Origin of the sequence: Lactococcus protaetiae, assembly GCF_006965445.1 — a bacterium.
GTDB classification, from domain to species: Bacteria; Bacillota; Bacilli; order Lactobacillales; family Streptococcaceae; genus Lactococcus; species Lactococcus protaetiae.
In genome coordinates, this window is sequence record NZ_CP041356.1 from 437,410 (window position 1) to 459,178 (window position 21,769).

The 21,769-nt window shown below is 38.0% G+C and carries 14 protein-coding genes and 2 pseudogenes; 4 read left to right on the forward strand and 12 right to left on the reverse strand.

Annotation, left to right across the window (positions count from 1 at the left end; all coding sequences use genetic code 11):
• Nucleotides 1-425: 425 nt before the first annotated feature.
• The 3 genes and pseudogenes from FLP15_RS02225 to FLP15_RS02235 form a co-directional block, all read right to left on the reverse strand.
• Nucleotides 426-629 (reverse strand): hypothetical protein, encoded by a 204-nt coding sequence (locus tag FLP15_RS02225; RefSeq protein ID WP_142765838.1) that lies wholly within the window; start codon nt 627-629, stop codon nt 426-428.
• A 423-nt stretch (nt 630-1,052) separates the two neighbouring features.
• Entirely contained in the window at nt 1,053-2,366 is a 1,314-nt protein-coding gene (locus tag FLP15_RS02230; protein WP_142765839.1) for an MATE family efflux transporter, read from the reverse strand.
• A 144-nt stretch (nt 2,367-2,510) separates the two neighbouring features.
• Nucleotides 2,511-6,805: pseudogene (locus FLP15_RS02235) on the reverse strand (acyl-CoA dehydratase activase-related protein).
• Nucleotides 6,806-7,222: 417 nt separating this feature from the next.
• Here FLP15_RS02235 and FLP15_RS02240 point away from each other — a divergent pair.
• The 3 genes from FLP15_RS02240 (at nt 7,223) to FLP15_RS02250 (ending at nt 10,103) form a co-directional block, all read left to right on the forward strand.
• The gene (locus FLP15_RS02240) at nt 7,223-7,837 is read left to right on the forward strand and encodes a TetR/AcrR family transcriptional regulator (protein WP_142765840.1); all 615 of its coding nucleotides are present in this window, start codon (nt 7,223-7,225) and stop codon (nt 7,835-7,837) included.
• A 204-nt stretch (nt 7,838-8,041) separates the two neighbouring features.
• Nucleotides 8,042-9,397, forward strand: coding sequence for an FAD-dependent oxidoreductase (locus FLP15_RS02245; RefSeq protein WP_190288329.1), 1,356 nt, complete (start codon nt 8,042-8,044; stop codon nt 9,395-9,397).
• Between the two features lie 28 nt (nt 9,398-9,425).
• A complete protein-coding gene (locus tag FLP15_RS02250) occupies nt 9,426-10,103 on the forward strand; it encodes a hypothetical protein (protein ID WP_223804695.1) in 678 nt (225 codons plus the stop codon).
• A 395-nt stretch (nt 10,104-10,498) separates the two neighbouring features.
• Here the strand turns inward: FLP15_RS02250 and FLP15_RS02255 are convergent, their stop codons facing one another.
• The 4 genes from FLP15_RS02255 to FLP15_RS02270 all read right to left on the reverse strand — a co-directional run bounded on the left by FLP15_RS02255 (nt 10,499) and on the right by FLP15_RS02270 (nt 14,385).
• Complete coding sequence (locus FLP15_RS02255) at nt 10,499-11,743, reverse strand: ABC transporter permease (protein ID WP_142765843.1); 1,245 nt, start codon at nt 11,741-11,743, stop codon at nt 10,499-10,501.
• Nucleotides 11,740-12,489, reverse strand: a complete 750-nt coding sequence (locus tag FLP15_RS02260) for an ABC transporter ATP-binding protein (RefSeq protein WP_142765844.1) — start codon at nt 12,487-12,489, stop codon at nt 11,740-11,742. The genes FLP15_RS02255 and FLP15_RS02260 overlap by 4 nt, the downstream gene beginning before the upstream one ends.
• A 460-nt stretch (nt 12,490-12,949) precedes the next feature.
• On the reverse strand, nt 12,950-13,594 hold the full coding sequence (locus FLP15_RS02265; RefSeq protein WP_142765845.1) for a TetR/AcrR family transcriptional regulator: 645 nt from the start codon (nt 13,592-13,594) through the stop codon (nt 12,950-12,952).
• A gap of 62 nt (nt 13,595-13,656) precedes the next feature.
• The gene (locus FLP15_RS02270; RefSeq protein WP_142765846.1) at nt 13,657-14,385 is read right to left on the reverse strand and encodes a pseudouridine synthase; all 729 of its coding nucleotides are present in this window, start codon (nt 14,383-14,385) and stop codon (nt 13,657-13,659) included.
• 119 nt (nt 14,386-14,504) lie between these two features.
• Between FLP15_RS02270 and mnmE the strand changes: the two are divergent.
• Nucleotides 14,505-15,871, forward strand: a pseudogene (gene mnmE / locus FLP15_RS02275) (tRNA uridine-5-carboxymethylaminomethyl(34) synthesis GTPase MnmE).
• Nucleotides 15,872-16,037: 166 nt separating this feature from the next.
• On the opposite strand, the gene FLP15_RS02280 reads toward mnmE, so the two are convergent.
• The 5 genes from FLP15_RS02280 to gap form a co-directional block, all read right to left on the reverse strand.
• Nucleotides 16,038-17,192, reverse strand: a complete 1,155-nt coding sequence (locus FLP15_RS02280; protein WP_142765847.1) for an MFS transporter — start codon at nt 17,190-17,192, stop codon at nt 16,038-16,040.
• A gap of 67 nt (nt 17,193-17,259) precedes the next feature.
• Nucleotides 17,260-17,559 carry an ArsR/SmtB family transcription factor gene (locus FLP15_RS02285; protein WP_142765848.1) on the reverse strand — a complete coding sequence of 100 codons (300 nt, stop codon included), beginning with the start codon at nt 17,557-17,559 and terminating at the stop codon, nt 17,260-17,262.
• A gap of 42 nt (nt 17,560-17,601) precedes the next feature.
• Complete coding sequence (locus FLP15_RS02290; RefSeq protein WP_223804696.1) at nt 17,602-18,327, reverse strand: hypothetical protein; 726 nt, start codon at nt 18,325-18,327, stop codon at nt 17,602-17,604.
• A 52-nt stretch (nt 18,328-18,379) separates the two neighbouring features.
• Nucleotides 18,380-20,386, reverse strand: coding sequence for an ATP-dependent DNA helicase RecG (gene recG / locus FLP15_RS02295; RefSeq protein ID WP_142765849.1), 2,007 nt, complete (start codon nt 20,384-20,386; stop codon nt 18,380-18,382).
• 129 nt (nt 20,387-20,515) lie between these two features.
• Nucleotides 20,516-21,526 carry a type I glyceraldehyde-3-phosphate dehydrogenase gene (gene gap / locus FLP15_RS02300; RefSeq protein ID WP_142765850.1) on the reverse strand — a complete coding sequence of 337 codons (1,011 nt, stop codon included), beginning with the start codon at nt 21,524-21,526 and terminating at the stop codon, nt 20,516-20,518.
• Nucleotides 21,527-21,769 lie beyond the last annotated feature (243 nt).

Below are 21,769 nucleotides of genomic sequence, written 5' to 3' on the forward strand. Positions count from 1 at the left end.
TTGCGTTCATTTACTCGACATAAATGCCGAGCACTTGACAGGTTGCGGATGAAGTAAGCGTATCTTGTATCAAAGCGTGGTTCAACGAAAAATCAGAGCTTCTGAACAATCTTATTGTTAAAGTTTGCGTTCTGCACAAACTACTTCTTGCGTCAGAGCAAGAAATTTACTGACAGAAGTTTTCAATTACTGACAAGAAATCTATTAGTAAAATTGCATAAAAAATACGCCTTCTGGCACATTTTTTATCAAAACAAGAGCGTGCTAGCACTCCCACCTCTATAGGTGGGAGACGAAGCAGCTCTATCTCCGCTGTCCATTCGCTCTAAATCGCTAAAGCGATAAGGCGAAATGGCAATCTTTGAATTTCGCCCGACTAAATTCAGTAGGAGTTTCAACTCCTACTGAATAAGTCTGTGCTTCATTTATTTGACGAGTTGGATATTTCGGACTTCAAAAGCGCGTGAGCCATCGTCAGTGGTCATAAAACCATGATGGTCTGTGACGTATTTAATGGCTTGTGCCATATTTTCAAATTCGCGGACAACATAGTTCAACTTTCCGTCAGCAGTGTAGTTAGGCATTACGTCTTCTTCGTATACTGACAGACTTTTAAATTCAAATTTCATGATAAAAACTCCTTTTGATAGTGGTATATGGGTACAGATGCTAGCTTTCTGTACTCTGTTGATTCACTTTGATTCAACTTACTCACTTATTTTAGAAAAAGTTTTCCCCAAGCACGACACCAAACGTTGTTAACATTTGCTACAAGTCACAAATGTTAACAACGTTTGGTGTTGTCAGCACGCTGACAGAAAAAAATCACTGACAGCGTGTCAGTGAGCTCTTGTTTATCATTAATGTCCTAATACTGTTTAACTTTGAAACCTACGTTTTAAAAGTTGCTACGCTGTTAATATTCACTACGCGACTAGGTAAAACAACTCGCATATCCGTTGCTAATTTAGCAGTTTACAGCCAATGGACATCGTAGCCCCTAATAATTTTACTTCGTAAAATTAAAGATGAGCTAGTGTGACGAAAAACTGTCAGTAACTTTTATCAGTATAAAAGCTTGTATTTATTTTTTCTTTCATCAATTTTCTAAATAAGATAAGACTCAAGACAAGAAGATTAAATCCATAAATTGTGAAAAGCAAGACAAAACTTGTTACTCCTGTTAGCTTGCAAGCTAACATTACCAAAAACATCACGAGATTAATCACAAAGGAATTTCGCAAAACAAATTTTTCTAAATTCATCGCTTGAAGAATTCCTTTGAAAATCTCGTAAGAAATAAAAAACATTGAACAAACAAGAGCAATCAACAAGTACATAGGAAAACGCGCAACAATTTCACTTGATGAAAAAAGAGCAGCAAATCGCTTAGCATTCCACAAAATTAAACCTGAAAAAATGAAATAAAATCCTGCACTACTTACGGTTGCAATCTTGATAATTCGAAAAATCTTTGAAAAATCTGCTTCGCCATAAGCTTTAGATCCAAAGATGGTTACAGCATTTTCATAGATATAAGTAGGCATTTTTATGATATTCAGCGCTTGAGCGCATAGCCCATAAATCGCTAATGTAGTCACACCAAGTCGCGCAATCAAAGCTTCAAAGAAAATCGTAAAAATAACGCCTTCTAAAATTTCTTGCCCACCAAGAGGTACAGATTTTCTCAAAAGCTGTTTTATTTTTGTTGCTCTTTCGTCCCAAGCTTGTGCCAGTTTGTGCCGAACGACCCAAAATTGTAGAAAAACCATAACAAGTAAAGCAAAAATCGAGGCAATACTTGCTCCAATAATTCCCATATGTATCATGCGAACAAGGATTAAATTTAACAAAATCTCTAATCCTGTACTCACTAAGGAAATAACGAGAATATCATTCGTTTTATTTTGAATTTTAATCAAATTTGCCGAAAGAAACATCATCAGTGTCAAAAAGATATACGGAGATTGAATGAGTAGATATACTGTCGCTGTTTCAAGCATTTTTCCATCAAAAGCGTACGTTATGGATAAAAATAAACGCCCAAACACAAGTGTGATGAGAGCAAAAATAATTCCGATGAGCATATTGACAATAAGCGAAGACTTAATCAGTTGGAGAAAACCTTTCTCATCTGACTTCCCAAGTGCTTGTCCTCCTTCAATGTTGAACGCTAAAGCAACAACGCCCAAAATTCCACCTAATGCATAGAGCAGACTTTGTATCGTTGTGATTCCTGCCAAATTTTTGATTGACTGATTGACCGCCAAAAATAAAATCAGCTGATTGATGATAAGCTGAAGAAAATTGTTAGTCATCAGTGGAAACGCAAACCTTTGGATTTCCTTAAATAGATTTTCTTGCATTATTCTTTATTACTCCTGATATTTTTCTTGAAATCTTATTGAGTATAGCATAAAAAATCAGATTTTTCAGACTTTTCTTATTCTGTCAGTGTACTGACAGCAAAAAAGAACTGATAGAATTTCTGTCAGTTCTTTTTTGCTCTATCAATACCCGTGTGAACCCATCTGAACCATTTCGATTTTTTCTTCTTCATGATTCAGACGCTTTTTGGCTGTTGCCATCATGAGACGAATGCGGTTCAGCTGATTGACAGAAGAAACGCCAGGGTCATAGTCGATTGGAGCGAGGTTCGCCCCTGGATATTGACGGCGGAGTTCTTTGAGCATCCCTTTGCCGACGATGTGGTTGGGCAGGCAGCCAAAGGGTTGCAAGCATACGATATTCATCACATCTTTTTGGAGTAGCTCAATCATTTCACCCGTTAGGAACCAGCCTTCTCCTGTGTGATTTCCGATGGAAATGATTTCTTCAGTATTTGCAGCGACATCATAAATAGACTCGATTTCATCAAAGCGATTGGAATTTTTGAGGGCTTTGTTCATTGGTTTTTCTAGCATATTGATAATACCTATGAAAGTTTTTGCCATGAGTTTATTTTTCTTGGCAAAGCCAATTTCGTCGGTTTTCCAGATTTGATTGTAGAGGCTGTAGTTCATAAAGCCAATCAGATCAAGTACAACAGCCTCACCACCTTCTTCTTCAATGATACTAACAATGTCATTATTGGCAGTTTTACTATATTTGACAAGGATTTCACCTACAACACCAACTCTAGGTTTTTTAATATCCAAAAGTTCAACATTGTCAAATTCTTCAACAATTTTCTTGGTATTCCGATTAAATTCAAAGATAGATGCTGACTCAACATTATGACGTGCTTTTTCAAGCCATTTTTTATGCAATTCATTGACTGAGCCTGCAACAGCCTCATATGGTCGTGTTCGATAAACTACGCGTTCGAAGAGGTCCCCATAAAGCACGGCAAGCATAAATCGTGTCAGAAGTGGCACTGTAAATTTAAAGCCTTTTTCCGTTCCTTGATTGCCCATAGACAAACTGACAACAGGAACTTGAGGAAATCCTGCATCAATCAGTGCTTTCCTGAGTAATGGAATATAGTTCGTTGCGCGACAACCGCCACCTGTCTGTGTCATCATGACAGACGTGTTATTGACATCATATTCACCAGACTGGAGCGCTTCAATGAGCTGGCCAATCGTAATAATAGCCGGATAACAACTGTCATTATTGACAAATTTCAAACCGCTATTGACAGAAGCATTCGTTTCTGGCAACGACACTACGTTGTAACCAGAGGCCAAAAAGGCGGCATCAATCAAACCTTCTTGGTGAATCGGTGACAGCATAGGTAATAGAAGCGTATGTTTCTTCGCCATTTCTTTTGTAAACTGTGGCGTTTCTGGTACGAGTTCTGTCATTTCAAGTGTTGCTTCCACATTATGACGTTTCCGTTCGGAAACCGCCGCTTTGAGCGATCTTAGACGAATACGTACTGCGCCCATATTTGAACCTTCATCAATTTTTAGAACAGTATAAAGTTTGTTATGTCCGCGCATGATTTCTTCAACTTGGTCAGTGGTGACAGCATCAAGTCCACAGCCAAAACTGTTGAGTTGTACGAGTTCCAGATTTTTATTCTTGCAAACGACCTGAGCCGCAGCATAAAGTCTTGCGTGATAAACCCACTGATTAACGACACGCAAACCTGAAACTTCGGTCAGATGACTGATAGAATCTTCTGTCAGCACATGAAAACCTTCTTGAGTAATGATGTCAGCAATGCCGTGATTGATTTCTGGATCAAGATGATAGGGCCGTCCTGCAAGCACAATTGCTTTTTCGTTATTCAGATTGATTTGCATCAGCAGCTCTTCTGCTTTATCACGAATGTCTTTTTTGAAATTTTCCAACTCATCAAAGCCGTGTTTGACTGCTGATTTGACTTCGTCAGTACTGACAGAAATCCCAGAAGCACTCAGCGCCTTATAAATATTGTCAGCAACACTATCAAACTGTGCCAGATTGATAAATGGATGAATATAGGCAACTTCACCCTCACGGATTTCATCAATATTGTTCTTAATTACTTCTGGATAAGACTGCACAATCGGACAGTTGAAATGATTCTGTGCATTTTTTTGTTCTTCTTGTTCAAACAAAACAGAAGGGTAAAAAATCGTTGGTACTCCCTGATTAATCAATGCTTGAATATGCCCATGTGCCATTTTCGCTGGGTAACAGACCGTATCCGAAGGAATCGTTTCAATGCCTTGCTCAAAAAGCGCTTTGTCTGATTTTGGTGACAAAACAACTCGGAAGCCTAAATCTGTCAACATCGTGTGCCATAAAGGATAATTTTCGTACATATTAAGCACGCGCGGAATCCCGATTTCACCACGTGTTTGCTTTTTCTTTGATAGACTGTGGTAGCGGAAAAGTTTTTTGTATTTGTAATCAACCAGATTGACTTTTTTGTCTTTCTTTTCGATTTTTATTTGAGTTGCCTTTTCTGCGCCACGTTCACAGCGATTTCCTGTGACAAATTTGCTTCCGTCATTAAATACTGTCAGCGTCATTTTGCACATATTTTCGCAAAGTCCACAAGTCATAAATTCTTTATGCGTTTGAAAATCTGTCAGTGCTGACAGACCCAAAATTTCTGACTTTTTACCCACAACTTCATGGTCAAGTGAGATTAAAGCACAGCCATAAGCTCCCATCAATCCCGCAATTGACGGACGCACAACCTCACGTTCAGAAATTTTTTCAAAAGCGCGTAAAACAGCTTCATTATAAAAAGTTCCACCTTGGACAACAATCTTCTTGCCAAGTTCCTCAGGACGTTTAACCTTGATGACTTTGTAAAGAGCATTTTTGATGACAGAGTACGACAATCCTGCGGAAATATCGCCAACCGTTGCCCCTTCTTTTTGGACTTGTTTAACTTTTGAATTCATGAAAACCGTGCAACGTGAACCCAAATTAACCGGATGCTCAGCAAGCAAGGCTTTACCAGCGAAATCACGCACATCATGTTTCAAAGAATTAGCAAAAGTTTCAATAAATGAGCCACAGCCCGAACTACAAGCTTCATTAAGCTGAATACTCGAAAGCGCTCCGTCCCGAATCCTCATGGCTTTCATATCCTGACCCCAATATCAAGAATGAAATCCACACCAGGATTAAAATAGTCTGCCGCCTTGTAATGCGCCATCGTTTCCACTTCACCCATGTCCACATGAAGTCCCGCTTTGATTAAATGCTCGCCGTAACCCGTCACCGTCGACTTTGCAATGTAAACATCTTCTGGGAGTTTGCTGTACAAGTCCTTCATCACTGTAATGACAGACTCTAGCGGTTCACCATTATTTGAACCATAATGGTCATAAAGAATATTTCCCTCTCCATCAATCAGGACAATTTTAGTCGTGGTTGATCCTGCGTCAATCCCAAGAAAAGCTGCACCATGATGCTCCGATAGTAGCAGATAGCTGGCTTGTGCTTTAGCATGTCGCGCACGAAATTCTGTCAGTTCTTGCTCCGACTCAAATAACCGATCCATTGTATCTTGTGGAATCAAACTGTCAGAATCATCATTTTCTAAACTTTCTGTCAGCATACTGACAGATTTTTCAGCCGTTTCGTCAGATAAGGCCGCACCCATTGCAACAAAAAGCTGCGGATTTTCTGGAAAAATAATATCTTGTTCAGCCAAATCAAGTGTTTCAATGAAACGCTTGCGTAACTCACTCATAAAATAAAGTGGACCACCCAGAAATGCGACTTTTCCTTTAATTTTTCGTCCAGAAGCAAGCCCTGCAATCGTTTGATTGACCACTGCCTGAAAAATTGATGCTGCAATATCTGAACGCGCCACTCCTTCATTAAGCAACGGTTGCACATCAGTCTTTGCAAACACTCCACAACGACTAGCAATCGGATAAATCTTCTCATAGTTTTTTGCCAATTCGTTGACACCATTTGCATCAACTTTGAGTAACGCTGCCATCTGGTCAATGAAAGCCCCTGTACCTCCCGCACAAGTCCCATTCATCCGTAATTCCTGCGTACCACTGTCAAAAAAAGTCATCTTGGCATCTTCGCCACCCAGCTCAATCATGACATCTGTTTCAGGAATGAATTTTTCAATCGTAATACTGCTTGCAATAACTTCCTGAATAAAAGGAATATCTAAAACTTCCGCAAGCCCCATACCACCAGAACCAGTAATCGCAAGAGAAAGCGTACAATCTCCATATTCTTCTTTAAAGTCGGTCAATACCTTGATTGTCGCCTGCTTCACATCCGAAAAATGACGTTCATATCGACTAAATAACAATTGATACTGCTCATCAAAAACAACCAACTTTACTGTTGTAGAACCTACATCTATCCCTGCTTTATATTTATTTTCCATTCTCTATCCTTATTCTTCTTGAGCCATCAGATTTTGCTATACTACTTTTTATAGTTTACCGTGTTCTTTGTTATTTCTGAAATAATATCTAAACAGCTTGTTGATTATCTCATCTATTCTTAATTTTACCATTTGTCAACCTTTTTGCAACCAGCAAAAAGCCCGTGGTTGTCACATAAACAACGTTCCTAAGCAGGCTGTTGATTATGGAAAATCTATTTGACATAAATGACAAAAAAATTTTACTTCATTGTTAAATGACATTAGCCAAAAATTAAACTATAATAGTATTAGTTGATATTGTGTGAAAAATCCGACAAACCTATCGATAGATTCTATCAGTGATAGAATTCCCTTTGTGAAGCAGACAATACTTCTCTTAAGATAAGTTTTGTCACAATAAGAAAGAATGATTTTATGGTTAAAACCGATGATTTACGCGTAAAAAGAACCCGAAAGCTGATTACTCAAGCTTTTTTCGCTCTATTACGCAAGAAAAAATTTGAAAAAATTTCTATTCAGGAAATTGCGGACTCTGCAATGATTAATCGTGCTACTTTTTATGCACACTATGCTGACAAGCAAGATTTATACGATAGCCTAGTAGATGATTTTCTGACGAGCTTCACGACAATCTTGGATGAAGAAAACCTTGTTGACGGTAGCAATGTCCATGTCAAAGAAATCGAAACAGTACTGACACGCTTTTATGAATTTGTCAGAGAAAATCCCGAACTTGCGCAGATTATCACTGACAGAGCGCACGAACAAAGCTTGATGGATCGCTTTTTAGAAATCCTATCTGAACGTTACGCCGAACTTTTTGAAAAATTGGAAGTTCGCGAAAGAGATGTGATTGTCCCTAACGACTTTGTCATTGCTTATATCAGTTCAATCTTAGTCGGAACTTTAGACTGGTGGGTCAATTCCTCAAAACAAATGAGTGCCAAAAATTTTGCTCACCTCATTATCAAGCTCATTTCCAACGGACATCTTACCGTCCTAGGCGTTAACATTAATCGCGAAAGCTAACAGCGTAATAAATCAAACCAAAACTTCTGTCAGTATGCTGATAGAAGTTTTTTTACTGACAAGACCTCCTGTCACTTCATTATTTGTTTAAATTAATTTATATTATAATGATTATAACAAGTATAAAAATTCAAATTGAGTTCACCCTTTTGAAAATTGAAATTTTCAAAGATGGCGCAACTCATCTTAAGGAGAATTTATAAAATGAAAGTAATCATTATCGGAGGTTCTCATGCTGGAATTGCCTGTGCAAGACGAACACGAGAAGAATTTCCAGATGCGCAAGTCATTATTTACGAAAAACAAGAACAAATCAGTTTTGTCTCCCAATCCATCCCTATCTACTTGATGGGTAAGGACGACTTACTAAAAAATGGTGGATATGCAACAGTTGAAAGTTTGAACGATGAAGGAATTATTGTAAAAACCCAAACAATTATCAGAAAAATTGACACAGCAAAAAAACAAATTTTTTTCACTCAAAACAAATCCAATGAAGTCCACAGCACCTCCTATGACAAATTAGTCCTTGCAGTAGGCTCTTACCCCGTATTACCAAACTTTAGTGGAAGTTATCGCGATAAAGTTTACACCGTAAAAAATATCGCTGATGCCAAAAATATCGCTAGACTTATCGAAAAGGCGAAAAAAGTTATTGTCGTCGGCGCAGGATTCATCGGAGTAGAAATTTCACAAATTCTTGCAAAACGAGGACTTGAAGTCACACTTGTCCAAGCCCATCACTACATCTTAAATAAATATCTTGATGAAGTGCCCGCGCGAAGCATTGAACGTATGCTCGAAAAAGAAGGTGTCACGCTTTCTCTATCCACCTATCCTACAAATATCACCGAACCAAATCAGCCAAGTCTCGGTTCAGCCATTACCCTTTTTACAAATAATGATAAAGTCTTTGAAGCTGATGCAATCATTTATTCCACAGGATTTCAGCCAAATACTTTTTTGCTCAAAGGCCAAGCAGAATTAGGTGAACGAGGAGCAATTGAAGTTGATGAATATATGCAGACCAGTGTACCCGATGTCTTTGCCATAGGAGATTGTGCGACATCAACTGTCTACCGACTAAAAGGTACTCACTATCTCCCCCATGCCGCAGAAGCTTTACGTCAAGGAGAAATAGCTGCAATCAACCTTGCAAAACCTGTTTTGAAACTTCGTCCATCGCAAAATACTTATAATATGAATCTAGATGAACGGTCAATTTGCTCCGTCGGTATGACAAAAACAAGTGCAGAACAAAACGGCTATAAATGTGGCATAGTAAATTATAGAAATACCTATTTGAACAGTGATAAATATATCAATGCTTATATGGTTTATGAAAAAGAAACTCATCAGATTCTCGGATTACAAATTGAAGGGACATCACCCGAGATTCCTTCCTACTCCGATTTAATTTCTCTAGCCATTCAATATGATTTAACCGCCGAGGATTTAGAATTTTCCGATTTTTACTTTAAACATAGCTACAAAAATCCCGGAGGAATTATTCGTCCATTAGTTAAACTGATTAGAAAAGAAGATACACAATCCCATTAGTTTTCATATAGCACTTGCTAAGTTAAAAGTGAGCCAGTATAACCTAACGAAAGGACCACAAATGTATGAAGGAGACTTGCAATATTGTTATAAACTTCTAGAAACGATTAATGACTTGGAAAAAGTAAATCATAAACGAGGAGATTTACAACGAAAACTTGAACATAAAGCACTGCACTCACAAAGTTTCTATGCTTGTATCATCGCATTGATTCTTCCTCTTTTTCTTGTCATTTTCTCCTCACTTACAGCTCTGAATATCATTCCAGTTAACTTTATAGGACAAGATATCACTCTTGCAATCCCTCGACTGATTGGTGTACTCATTATTTCGATTATGATTTTTCTGGTAAGTGATCTGGTCCTTACCTCTATAGGACGCAAATATTTTATGACCTCTTCCAAAAAATACTGGGCAAAAAAGATAAAATTAACAGACTGCGAATTTGAACTAAATAAGGAGTCATCAAATATTTTCAAAAATTCTGTCCTAGCTGAAAATCGCTTAGAGGACAAATACCTCTCTTCACAAGGAGTTATCATGTTAATTCGTTATTTTGAAACAAATCGCGCTTCTTTCCTTGATGAAGCTGTGTATATGTTGGACTTGAATATCGAAAATTCACAACACGGAGTTTCTCCACTTGAATTAGAAAATATCATACAAAAAGAGCGTAAAATCCTTGAAGCTGCAAAAATATTCTAATACTATTTAATTTCTAAAAATTTCTTTTAGAAATTAAAGTGATTACTTCATCAGTGGGAGATTCTTTCTCTCCCACTGATGTTAGTAGAACGAAAGCAAAGTTTAGTGCTGCTTATCCCTCCACCTTAAAAGAGGTGGGGATTTATCAGGCACTTGCTTGGTTAAAGTTTGAGTAAAATCATAAAAGATAAAAAAACCGCGTTAATAATCGCGGATTTTTTATCGAAGTAAGTGCGTGCTAACATCCCTACCTCTTGGGCAGGGGATGAAGCAGCACTAACTTTGAATTTCCTTCGACTAAATTCAGTGGGGAGTTGAAACTCCCACTGAATAAGTCTTGACTTCATTACAATATCTTGTGCCTCACCTCATAAAAGATTTAGAAAGCATCTGTCTCACGTTCTCCGTAGAGCCTTCAACGCAACAACATTGAGCATATAAAGTAGCAAGACAATAGCAAAAAGTACTCCCAAATCAAAAGAAATTTGACTAAATCCCATTCCTTGCTTAACTACTTTCACAAGTGCATCTACTGCATAGTAAAGTGGCATCAAATGCGCCAACCACTGCAAAGGCTGACTCATCGTATCAACATTGATAATCCCCGAAAACAAAAACTGAGGAACGATGGCAATCGGAACAAATTGGATAAATTGAAATTCTGTTTTGGAAACAGCGGATAAGAGCAAACCAATCATCAAAGCAATCATCGCAATTAGAAGATTAATCAAAATAACCCAACCAAAATGCCCAACTACTTTCATTTGGAGAACATATTTCGCCCATACTAATACAAGAAGCGTCTGAACAACAGCAAGAAAACCATATGCAACTGTATATCCAGCAACAATCTCACTCCGCTTGACAGGTGTCACTAGCATCCGAGTCAAGGTCCCAGAAGTTCGTTCATTAACTAGACTGATACCACTAATAAGAAATACAAAGAAGAATACGAAGAAAGAAACTAAAACTGGAGCAAGATTGTCAAAAGGATTGAGTTTACTCGTTCCATAAAGATAATGACTTTCAATACTCATCGCTTGTACTTTAGGTAGCTCAAAACTGGAATTTTCTGCGCTAGATGCCTGTTTTTTAAGCGTATTTTGTAGCACTTGGGGATTAGCACCTGCCTTTATCGCTGCATCAATTAATTCTTGTGTTGCCTTTTGAGTGGCAGTTTGAGCCTGTTCTACTGCATTTTCAACTGTTTTTTGTATTTGCGCCTGAGTTCTCTTTCCCTGTGTCAATTGGACAAGACCGTTTAAAACGCTTGATATAACCTGAGTTTTTCCTGTGTCAGTATTAGTATAAGTCACATCTATTTTATGGTCTTGAACGGTTATTACTGCGTCTAGATTTTTATCATTTAATGTTTGTCGCTTACTATTCTCAACTTTTACAATGGTGAGTTTATCATTCTTTTTTAGTTGTGTGACGAGCTGCGCATCCGCTGGTAAATGCTTTGTTGTTTCCGTTGTTTGATTATCAATCCCTACGCGATAATTTACATTTGAGGGAACTTGCAAAAGTAGGTACATCAAGCTCAAAATCAATAGTGGAGCAACAAAGAGTAAAGCTAGACTTCGCTTATCTCCTTTTCTTTGGAGAAGAATTCGTTTAATGATTGCCTGTATTCTCATTTGTCAACTCCCATATTTTTTGAGTGTTCTAATTCTTGCCCCGCTTTTATAAAGACTTCCTCGATACTCGTTGCATCATACTGCGTTTTAAGTTCCACTGGCGTTCCTTGTGCTACAAATTTGCCATCACGTAGGAGTAAAACTTGATTACACCTTTCAGCTTCATCCATGACATGAGTCGTTACCAAAATTGCTTTCCCTTTCGCAGCTTGCTCACGTAGCTCATCCCAAATATCACGACGAAGTTCAGGATCAATTCCAACAGTCGGTTCATCCAGTAAAATCAATGGGGCATCTGCCGTAAGAGCAATTGCCAAACTTAATCTTCGCTTCATCCCTCCAGAATACCCACTGATTCGTTTATCTAAATCTGCTGTCAAATTCACAATTTGCGCTGATTTTATCATCTTTTCAGCCAAGTCTTTTTTCGCTATTCCTTGAAGGCTTCCAAAAAACTCAAGATTTTGACGGCCAGTTAGTTCTGTGAAAAGAGCATCTGATTGTGCCATAAAACCAATCTTAGCCATAATCTGCCGATTAGGGATTTCTTTACCAAAAATTTTTATTTCACCAACATTTGGCTTTACCATCCCTAAGAGCGCATTAATAAATGTAGATTTCCCAGCACCCGAAGGACCAATAAGTCCTACTATCTCTCCCTTTTTAAGCTCCAACGAAAGTTGATTTAAGACTGGTATTTTATCAAACTTTACCGTCAGATTTTTTACAGAAACTGCATTTTCCATATTATTTCTCCTTGCAAAAGATGTGAGAAGCACTCGTTCTGAAACGATGAAAATTAGAGAAATTCAAGGTTTTGTGCTACTACAAGTTCTGAATCTTATCTATTTTCAATTTTCACTCACTTCAAATGCTATGAACTCGATTAAGATACGAAAGCCATTAGCATAAAACCATAAAAATTACCATTTAGTGCCTTGTATCTTTTATCTCTAGCTATTTTTCAAGACTTGCGTCTTAATCTAATAAAAATAATAAATTAATAAAGCAAGCAAGTGAGTGAGTATTCACTCACTTCTTGTTTTTATTATAATCTGTACTTTCTTTTTTGTCAAGAGTTGAAGTGATTACTTCATTGGTGAGGGATTCTTTCTCTCCCGCCAATGTTAGTAGAACGAAAGCAGAGCTTAATGCTGCTTATCTCGCCACCTTATAGAGGTGGGGAATTAGCACGCACTTGCTAAGTTAAACTCTCAATGCTTTAATGAGCAATTGACTTACATACTTTGTTTCTTCTTCAAGCGTTCTGCAGTCAAGTCCTATCAGGATTTTCCCAAAATAAGCAACAACCATGCCAAAAGCCATCTCAAAAATAATATCATGAGGTAAATTAACCATCTTGTTTTCCTTTTGGAGACGGTTTATTGTTGGGACAACCAACTTTTGAAGTTGCTCTCCAAAAAACGATTTAACTTGTGTCGTAAATGTCGAATTTGTCAAAAGTTGTCCAAAAAGTAACCTTATCTCTTGAAAATTATCGTGGATATAGGTCATCCTATCTACTACCAAAGCATTGATAAAATCTTCTAATGTTTCATATTCAACATTAAATGCACTATCAGCAAATTCATCTGCCATCGCGTCTAACGTTCCTTGAAACAATGGAGCAAGTACGGCAACTAACAGTTCTTGTTTATTTTTAAATTGTTTATAGACTGACCCAGATGCTACTCCTGCTTCTGCAGCGATTTGAGCAGTTGATGTCGCTTCAAATCCCTGCGATGCAAAAAGTTTTAATGCTGCGCGTAAAACTAACTTTTGTCGCTCTGTAAGATGTTCGAGTTTATCTAAAGTTTGCTCATAAAGTGTAGTAATTGCTGATTCTGTCATTTTTTCTCACTTTCTTGATTTTATTGTACTCAAAAATGAGTGACTGCTCACTCATTATTATATCACTTTTTTATATTTTCAATTTCTTCTATTGTTAAAACACGGTAATCTCCTAGCTTTAGATTTTTATCTAATTTTAGATTGCCCATTCTTATTCGTTTAAGGTAAAGAACATACATTTCTACGGCTTCAAACATTCGCTTAACTTGATGAAATTTTCCTTCGTGGATAACAATGCGAATCTCGCTCATCCAGCCACTTTGAGTGTCACTTTCATACACTTTTTCTGAGTAAAGCTCGCCTGGTTTCACTTTTTCTCCATTTTTTAGGGTCAAGCCTGTTGCAAACTTATCAATAATTTCGCTTGTTACTTTTCCATCAATTCGTGCGAAATATTCTTTCTCTACGTGCTTTTTGGGCTGAGTCAAATCATGACCTAACGCACCATCATTGGTTAAGATAAGGAGTCCTTCTGTATTTTTATCCAATCGCCCAACGGGAAAAATATCTTCACGAAAATCTTTTTTGTCTAATAGCTGGACGACTGTTTTAAAAAGATTATCTTTCGTAGCTGATACAACGCCTTGAGGTTTATTCAACAAATAATAATAAAATTCCTGATAAATGAGCGGATTCCCATCAAAACAAACTTCAACTGAATTTTTATCAACTTGAAAGCGTCCATCTTTTTGCACTTGTCCAGCAACAGTCACCAGACCTTTTTTTAATAAAATCTTGACGCTACTCCGTGTTCCGATTCCTGCTTCTGCTAAAAATTTGTCTAATCTCATAAGAATATTATACAGGAAAATCTTTGTCAGTGTACTGACAGATTCATTTTTACTCTGTCAGTAAATTTTTTTTGGTAAAAGTCCTCCTCAAATGGTAAAAAATAATGTAAAATAGAGCTATGAGTTTAACACAAGAATTTGATACAATCGCGGCGATTTCAACGCCGCTTGGTGAGGGAGCAATTTCCATTGTTCGACTTTCGGGACCGATGCCCTCGTTATTGCTGACAAAATTTTTCGAGGAAAAACGCTTAAAAACGTTGCTTCACATACGATAAATTATGGACATATTTTTGAAAATGATACTTTGATTGACGAAGTTATGGTGTCAGTCATGCGTGCTCCAAAAACATTTACGCGCGAAGATATTGTTGAGATTAATACTCACGGCGGGATTGCTGTGACACAAGAAATTTTGCAGGTTTTATTGCGCAATGGTGCCAGACTGGCTGAACCTGGCGAATTTACAAAGCGTGCTTTTTTAAATGGGCGTATGGATTTGGCACAAGCTGAGTCCGTGATGGATTTGATTCGGGCAAAGACAGATAAGGCAGCAAATATCGCTGTCAAGCAACTGGATGGTTCACTTTCTCATTTGATTAACAATATTCGCGGAGAAATTTTGGAAGCTTTAGCGCAAGTTGAGGTCAATATTGATTATCCTGAATACGATGATGTGGAAACAATGACTTCACAAATGTTAGTGGAAAAAACTGCTCATTTTGAGCAACTTTTGCGTGGGTTGCTCGCAACGAGTAGACGTGGAAAAATCCTCCGTGAAGGGTTGAAAACGGCAATCATTGGACGACCAAATGTTGGAAAATCTTCACTTCTCAATCAGCTTCTTCGTGAAGAAAAGGCGATTGTAACTGATATTGCAGGCACCACAAGAGATAGCATTACTGAATTTGCTAATATTGGTGGCGTTCCTTTAGAGTTGATTGATACTGCGGGAATTCGTGAAACTGATGATGTCGTTGAAGCGATTGGTGTTGAACGCTCAAAAAAAGCACTCTCCGAGGCCGACCTTGTCTTGCTAGTGCTCAATGCTTCAGAGCAGTTGACCCAAAATGACGAAGAACTCCTAGAGTTGTCATCAAATGCTAACCGAATCATTTTGCTTAATAAAACTGATTTACCTGAAAAAATTGATATTGACAAACTTCCTCCAGATTTTATTCGTATTTCTGCCCTAAAAAATGAAAATCTAGATGCCGTTGAACAAAGAATTAACAGTATTTTCTTCGCAGGTGAGATTGAAGCCGCTGACGGAAACGTCTTATCAAATGCGCGCCATGTTGCACTCGTTGAAAAAGCACTATCAGCACTGACAGAAGCTAATAATAGTCTATATCAAGGACTTCCTGTTGATTTAGTACAAGTTGACATCACGCGCTGCTGGCAACTTCTCGGCGAAATTACTGGCGAAGCCGCACCAGATGAGCTTATCACGCAACTTTTCTCACAATTTTGCCTTGGTAAATAAAAAATACTGACAGAAATTTCTGTCAGTATTTTTTATCGAAGCAAGTGCGTGCTAATACCCCTACCTCTTAGGTAGGGGACAAAGCAGCACTAAGCTTCGAATTTCGTCCGACTAAATTCAGTGGTGAGTAGAAACTCCCACTAAACAAGTCTTGACTTCATTTCTATCAGTAAATTTTACCTCTGAAAAGCCCACTATATTTGTAAATAGATAAAGCAATAAGGTAAGTAAATATCACAAAGTATGCAATACCCAAAAAGTGAGGGAAATGAGTAAACAAGCTACCGCCGATAAGTCCCGCAAGTGTAGTTCCTGCGTACATCGCAGCATTTGACAGGCTCGATACCGTGCTACGCGCCGTTTCAGTCGTAGTCTGCAAGAGTGCCATGAAAACTGGGAAAATGAAACCATTAACTACAAAAATAAGCGCTAAAAATGAAAGAATGAACACAAGAGAGCTAAGCCAAGGTAAAATCAGATAGAGGATGCAAAGCGTCAACAAAGCCATCCAGAGCGATTTTGCAAGCCCTAGACGATTGATGATTTTATTTCCAAAAGTTGAGCCTACAAACTGTCCTAATCCAAGTATCATCATGCTTGCGCCAACCTGCGAGAGGTCAAGATGAAACTGATGGCTGAACCAAGTACCGATAAAAATAAATACGGTAAAATTTCCAGTTTGAAAAATCAGGTAACCGATGAGAAAATTAACTGCTTTTTTATTGTTTAAAATAACTTTGTAAATACTTATAAATCCTTTATTAGCCTGCTTTGTTGCTGATGATGTGGGCAAAAATTTTCCGACTAAAAAGAATAGTAAAACAGTGCAAAATGAAATCAAAACAAAAGGTGTACGCCAGTTGACTGTGGCAAGAAAACTGCCCAGTGGAACACCTGCAATCTGCGCTAGAGCAAGCCCTGAACTTGCAAAACCAATCATTTTGACCACCTGATTTTTAGGTGCTATAAGCGGAATCATCGCCCAAACTTGCGGTGTGACAAAGGAGGCTGCGACACCTGCGAGAAAACGAAAAATGAGCATGAGGACAAAACTGGTCGCAAAAGCACACAGAAAAGTGGCAAGAGCAAAGCCTGCAAAGCCGAACATCATAACTTTCTTACGATTTCGCCCGTCAGAAAATGGTCCGCTAATTAGCGCAAAAACTGCATAACCAATAGCATAGGCAGAAACAAGCCAGCCAGATAAGCTCGCTGTAATCCCATAAAGTCGAGATAATGTAGGCAAGAGCGGAGAGATAAGGAAAGTATCTGTACCAATGAGAAACATGACCAGAAAGAAAGTGAATGAGTATTTTTTCATAATTTTTCCTTTTATTTATATATTTAGATTTATCGATATATAAAGCAAAAACAAATCCTAGCGCTTATCAAAGCAAATCTAGGAAATGTGGAAGATATTTGTCAAATGTTTCCTGATTGAGCGAAACGATTTTTTCGCGCGAAGCCTTACGAGTATTGATAAGTCCAGCCTCACGCAAAGTTTTCATATGGTAAGACATGGTGGGCTGACTCATATCCAAATTTTCGCCAAGTACCGTGCAGTTGCACTCATCAGAACTACGTGACACTAAAAGACGCAAAACTTCTAGACGAGTTGGATCAGATAAAGCGTGAAAAATCTTGGTTAGTGTTTCATTATCAGGTTTTTCTGATATATTGATATTCATGAATATATTATAGCACTTCCCTAATTTTTTGCAAACAATCGTTCACAAATTCCGCTGACATTCCCCAAAGTAAGTGCCTTGAAAATTTCGTCCATTGATGACAATTAAACGATGATTAACTCTGTAAGCACGAACATATTTTGCAGATTTACCTGGTTCATTTTTATCAAAAATGAGTGTGTATTCATTTCCCAAGCTCTTCAACAAAATTCTGAGATTACTTGCTGACAAACTGGTTATCAACACATCTGGCTGCAATACATTAACTAATTTCGCTAACTTTGAATCAAATTGCTCTTGTTGCATTTTACTTAGTCCAGGCCAAACAGGACGCGTTGCAATTGGTGTGAACAAATCTACATGAACCGCTACATTTTTTCCACCCGTATAGCTCGCGTTAAATATGGGTAGAAACTTCGCTAACTGATTAAACCAACGACTCGGATTATATCGAAAATATTGATTTAATGCACTTTTATAACCTTCAATATTTACTGACAGGCTACCTGCCCTTTCTGTCAGTGCTGACAGATTTTTAAAACGCTGATTTTCGCCAAATTCTGCATCTGACGGATTCTTGCTTACCGTCAACACTCGTAAATCAGATTTCTCATAAGCTTCCAAATCTCCAAACCAAAGGATTGGTATACTATCAGGTACAACAACTTCTGCTGTTTCAGGCAAATTTTTTAGTTGTTCAAACTCTTGTCCTATTTCATTGATTAAATCATCAATTTTTGTCTCATCAATCTTCTGCTTTGATGCCATCTCAATATCCTCATAATTTTCACACTCTCCGGAGGATACAAGCAAGAAACTTCTAGTCAAATCCACCGTCCACTTCAACTTGCGCAATCAACCAACGATGCACCGGCTCGTCTGCTGTCTTAAATACTGCAACAGCTTCTTGTCTTGCGACTTCCAAAATATTGTAATCATTAACTAAATCAGCCACCAAAAATTCAGGAATACCACTTTGCCGCACTCCAAATATTTCACCAGAACCACGCATTTTTAAGTCTTCCTCAGCTAAGACAAAACCATTTTGTGTCTGAGTCATAATTTTCATTCGTTGTTTGCCTGAGTCTGATTTCGGGTTTGCCACTAAAATCGCATAAGACTTTTTCACACCACGCCCTACACGTCCTCGAAGTTGATGAAGTTGCGATAAACCAAAGCGGTCAGCATCCATAATCACCATAATTGTCGCATTTGGTACATCGACCCCAACCTCAATGACCGTCGTTGACACTAAAATATCAAGCTTTGCCGACTTAAACTCCTGCATGATTTGCTCTTTTTCCTCATTTTTCATCTTACCATGTAAAAGTCCAATATGAGCAAAAGCGCCAAAATAAGCCGTCAATTCAGCATAAAGTGCCTCAGCATTTTTTAAATCTAATACTTCACTCTCTTCAATAAGAGGGGAAATAAAGTAAACCTGTGCCTCATGTGAAAGTTCAGTCTGAATCCATTTCAAAACCTCTGAAAGTTGTTCATGCTTAACCCATCGTGTTGTAATTGGCTGCCTACCTTTTGGCAATTCATCAATAATTGACACATCCATATCACCAAATGCTGTAATCGCAAGTGTCCGCGGAATAGGCGTCGCTGTCATCATCAAAACATCAGGATTTTGTCCCTTTTCCCTAAGAATTTTACGTTGATTGACTCCAAAACGGTGCTGTTCATCAGTAATCACCAAACCTAGATTGTAAAAATCCACACCATCTTGAATCAATGCGTGCGTTCCCACAATCATATGCGTATGCCCAGAAGCTAAATCTGATAGGATTTGACGTCGCTCGGCAGCTTTCAGCCCAGAAACTAACAAAGAAATCTTTAATTCAGGAAATAGTTGTTGTAAATTTGCAAAGTGCTGTCTAGCCAAAATTTCCGTAGGTACCATAATAGCCGCTTGAAAATTCGCCAAACAAGCGGCATACATCGCAAGACTCGCCACTACGGTTTTTCCCGAACCCACATCTCCTTGCAGCAAACGATTCATATGATAGGGTGATTTCATATCCAATAAAATTTCATTTAAAGCCGATTTCTGAGCATTAGTCAACTCAAATGGCAATTCACGCATTTTATCCTCAATTTCATCTTGTTGAAACTTAATTAACAGACCTTCTCGCCCAGATTTTTCTTTATTTTTAAGGGCTTGAAGTTTCAACTGGAAGAAAAACAATTCTTCAAATTTTACACGCCTTAACGCTTGTTTGTGTTGCTCCATATCTTCTGGAAAATGCATCGCACGCACCGCTTCTTGTTGATTCATCAAACGATATTTTTCCAAAAGATAATCAGGCAAATTTTCCTGTAAATCCTCTAAAACACCGCCATCAAAAACTTGTTGAATCGCTTTAACCAGTTGCGTTTGCTTCAAACCTGCTGTTAAATGATAAACAGGCTCAAATCCCGAATCTACTTGCCCCACAACCTTCATTCCCAAAAGTTGTTGCTTTGCAAGTTCCCATTTCCCATAAACAGCAATTTCTGTACCCACTTCAACTTTATCTGCCAAATAAGGCTGATTGAAAAAACTAACTGCCACAATACTCTCGCCTTGCTTAATTTTAAAAGAAAGTCGATTTCGTTTGAAGCCATAATACTGCACATTTGCGGGTGTCACTACCGTGCCAATAATCGTCGCTTTTTCACCATCAAGCAACTCAAAAACGCTGCGTGATGCAAAGTCCTCGTAGCGAAATGGAAAATAGAGCAATAAATCCTGAACAGTAAAAACGCCTAACTTATGGAAGTTTTCTACTGCTTTAGGTCCCACACCCTTCAAATATTGTATTGAGTCTGTTAAATTCATAACTTTATTATACAATAAAAACTAACAAAACTGCCGGTTTGTTCCACCAACTTCAATATCAAGAGATTAAATCTCTCAAATAAAAAAACCAACATCAAAGCTGGTTTTTTTATCCTTAAAATCGGAAAATTATTTAGCGATTTTAGCGAAGTGTTCAAGAGTACGAACAAGGTTTGAAGTGTATGACATTTCGTTATCGTACCATGATACAGTCTTAACAAGTTGAACGCCGTTAGCTGAAGTAACTTCAGTTTGAGTAGCATCAAAGAGTGAAGAGTTAGAAATACCAACGATATCAGATGAAACGATTTGGTCTTCGTTGTAGCCGAATGATTCGTTAGATGCTGCTTTCATAGCTGCATTGATTTCTTCAACAGTAACTTCTTTATCAAGGATAGTAACAAGTTCTGTCAATGAACCAGTTGGAACTGGTACACGTTGTGCATGACCTTGAAGTTTACCATTAAGTTCTGGCAATACAAGACCGATAGCTTTAGCAGCACCTGTTGAGTTAGGAACGATATTTTCTGCTGCTGCACGTGCGCGACGGAAGTCACCACCACGGTGTGGGCCATCAAGAGTCATTTGGTCACCAGTGTAACCGTGAACTGTAGTCATTGTACCAACTTTGATACCAAAGTTTTTGTTCAAAGTATCAGCCATTGGTGCAAGACAGTTAGTTGTACATGAACCAGCTGAGATTACTGTTTCAGTACCGTCAAGTACGTCGTGGTTAGTGTTGAAAACGATAGTTTTAACGTCGCTTCCACCAGGTGCTGTGATAACAACTTTCTTAGCACCGTTAGCGTGCAAATGTTGTTCAGCTTTTTCTTTAGTTGCGAAGAAACCAGTTGCTTCAAGAACGATTTCTGCACCAACTTCAGCCCAGTTGATGTTAGCAGGATTTGATTCAGCAGTTACTTTAACGAATTTACCGTTAACTTCGAATCCACCATCTTTAACTTCAACTTTACCGTTGAAACGACCTTGAGTTGTGTCATATTTCAACAAGTGAGCAAGCATTGCTGGGTCTGTAAGGTCGTTGATTGCAACAACTTCAACACCTTCAACATTTTGAATACGACGGAAAGCAAGACGACCGATACGACCGAAACCGTTAATACCAACTTTAACTACCATGAGTAGTTTCCTCCTTATAGGGATTAAATTTTATAAAAGGCGAACCTTTTAAAGTGACTAAGTTAATCATTTAACTTACTCCTTTATTTTAACACTTTTTTCGAAATTTGCAAACATAAACTCCCCTAGAAGCGCGCTACAAAAGCAACAGTAGAGCGATAACAACTGAAAGCGGTTTACATTAAATTCACTGACAACTTCCTAAAATTGCTCAAAATTTCTGTCAGTACTGACAAAAATAAA

What these genes read in the sequence shown, in the direction of transcription:
- FLP15_RS02225 (WP_142765838.1), bottom strand. Translation starts at nt 629, where the DNA reads ATGAAATTTGAATTTAAAAGTCTGTCAGTATACGAAGAAGACGTAATG.
- FLP15_RS02230 (WP_142765839.1), bottom strand. Translation starts at nt 2,366, where the DNA reads ATGCAAGAAAATCTATTTAAGGAAATCCAAAGGTTTGCGTTTCCACTG.
- FLP15_RS02240 (WP_142765840.1), top strand. Translation starts at nt 7,223, where the DNA reads ATGGTTAAAACCGATGATTTACGCGTAAAAAGAACCCGAAAGCTGATT.
- FLP15_RS02245 (WP_190288329.1), top strand. Translation starts at nt 8,042, where the DNA reads ATGAAAGTAATCATTATCGGAGGTTCTCATGCTGGAATTGCCTGTGCA.
- FLP15_RS02255 (WP_142765843.1), bottom strand. Translation starts at nt 11,743, where the DNA reads ATGAGAATACAGGCAATCATTAAACGAATTCTTCTCCAAAGAAAAGGA.
- FLP15_RS02260 (WP_142765844.1), bottom strand. Translation starts at nt 12,489, where the DNA reads ATGGAAAATGCAGTTTCTGTAAAAAATCTGACGGTAAAGTTTGATAAA.
- FLP15_RS02265 (WP_142765845.1), bottom strand. Translation starts at nt 13,594, where the DNA reads ATGACAGAATCAGCAATTACTACACTTTATGAGCAAACTTTAGATAAA.
- FLP15_RS02270 (WP_142765846.1), bottom strand. Translation starts at nt 14,385, where the DNA reads ATGAGATTAGACAAATTTTTAGCAGAAGCAGGAATCGGAACACGGAGT.
- FLP15_RS02280 (WP_142765847.1), bottom strand. Translation starts at nt 17,192, where the DNA reads ATGAAAAAATACTCATTCACTTTCTTTCTGGTCATGTTTCTCATTGGT.
- FLP15_RS02285 (WP_142765848.1), bottom strand. Translation starts at nt 17,559, where the DNA reads ATGAATATCAATATATCAGAAAAACCTGATAATGAAACACTAACCAAG.
- FLP15_RS02290 (WP_223804696.1), bottom strand. Translation starts at nt 18,327, where the DNA reads ATGGCATCAAAGCAGAAGATTGATGAGACAAAAATTGATGATTTAATC.
- recG (WP_142765849.1), bottom strand. Translation starts at nt 20,386, where the DNA reads ATGAATTTAACAGACTCAATACAATATTTGAAGGGTGTGGGACCTAAA.
- gap (WP_142765850.1), bottom strand. Translation starts at nt 21,526, where the DNA reads ATGGTAGTTAAAGTTGGTATTAACGGTTTCGGTCGTATCGGTCGTCTT.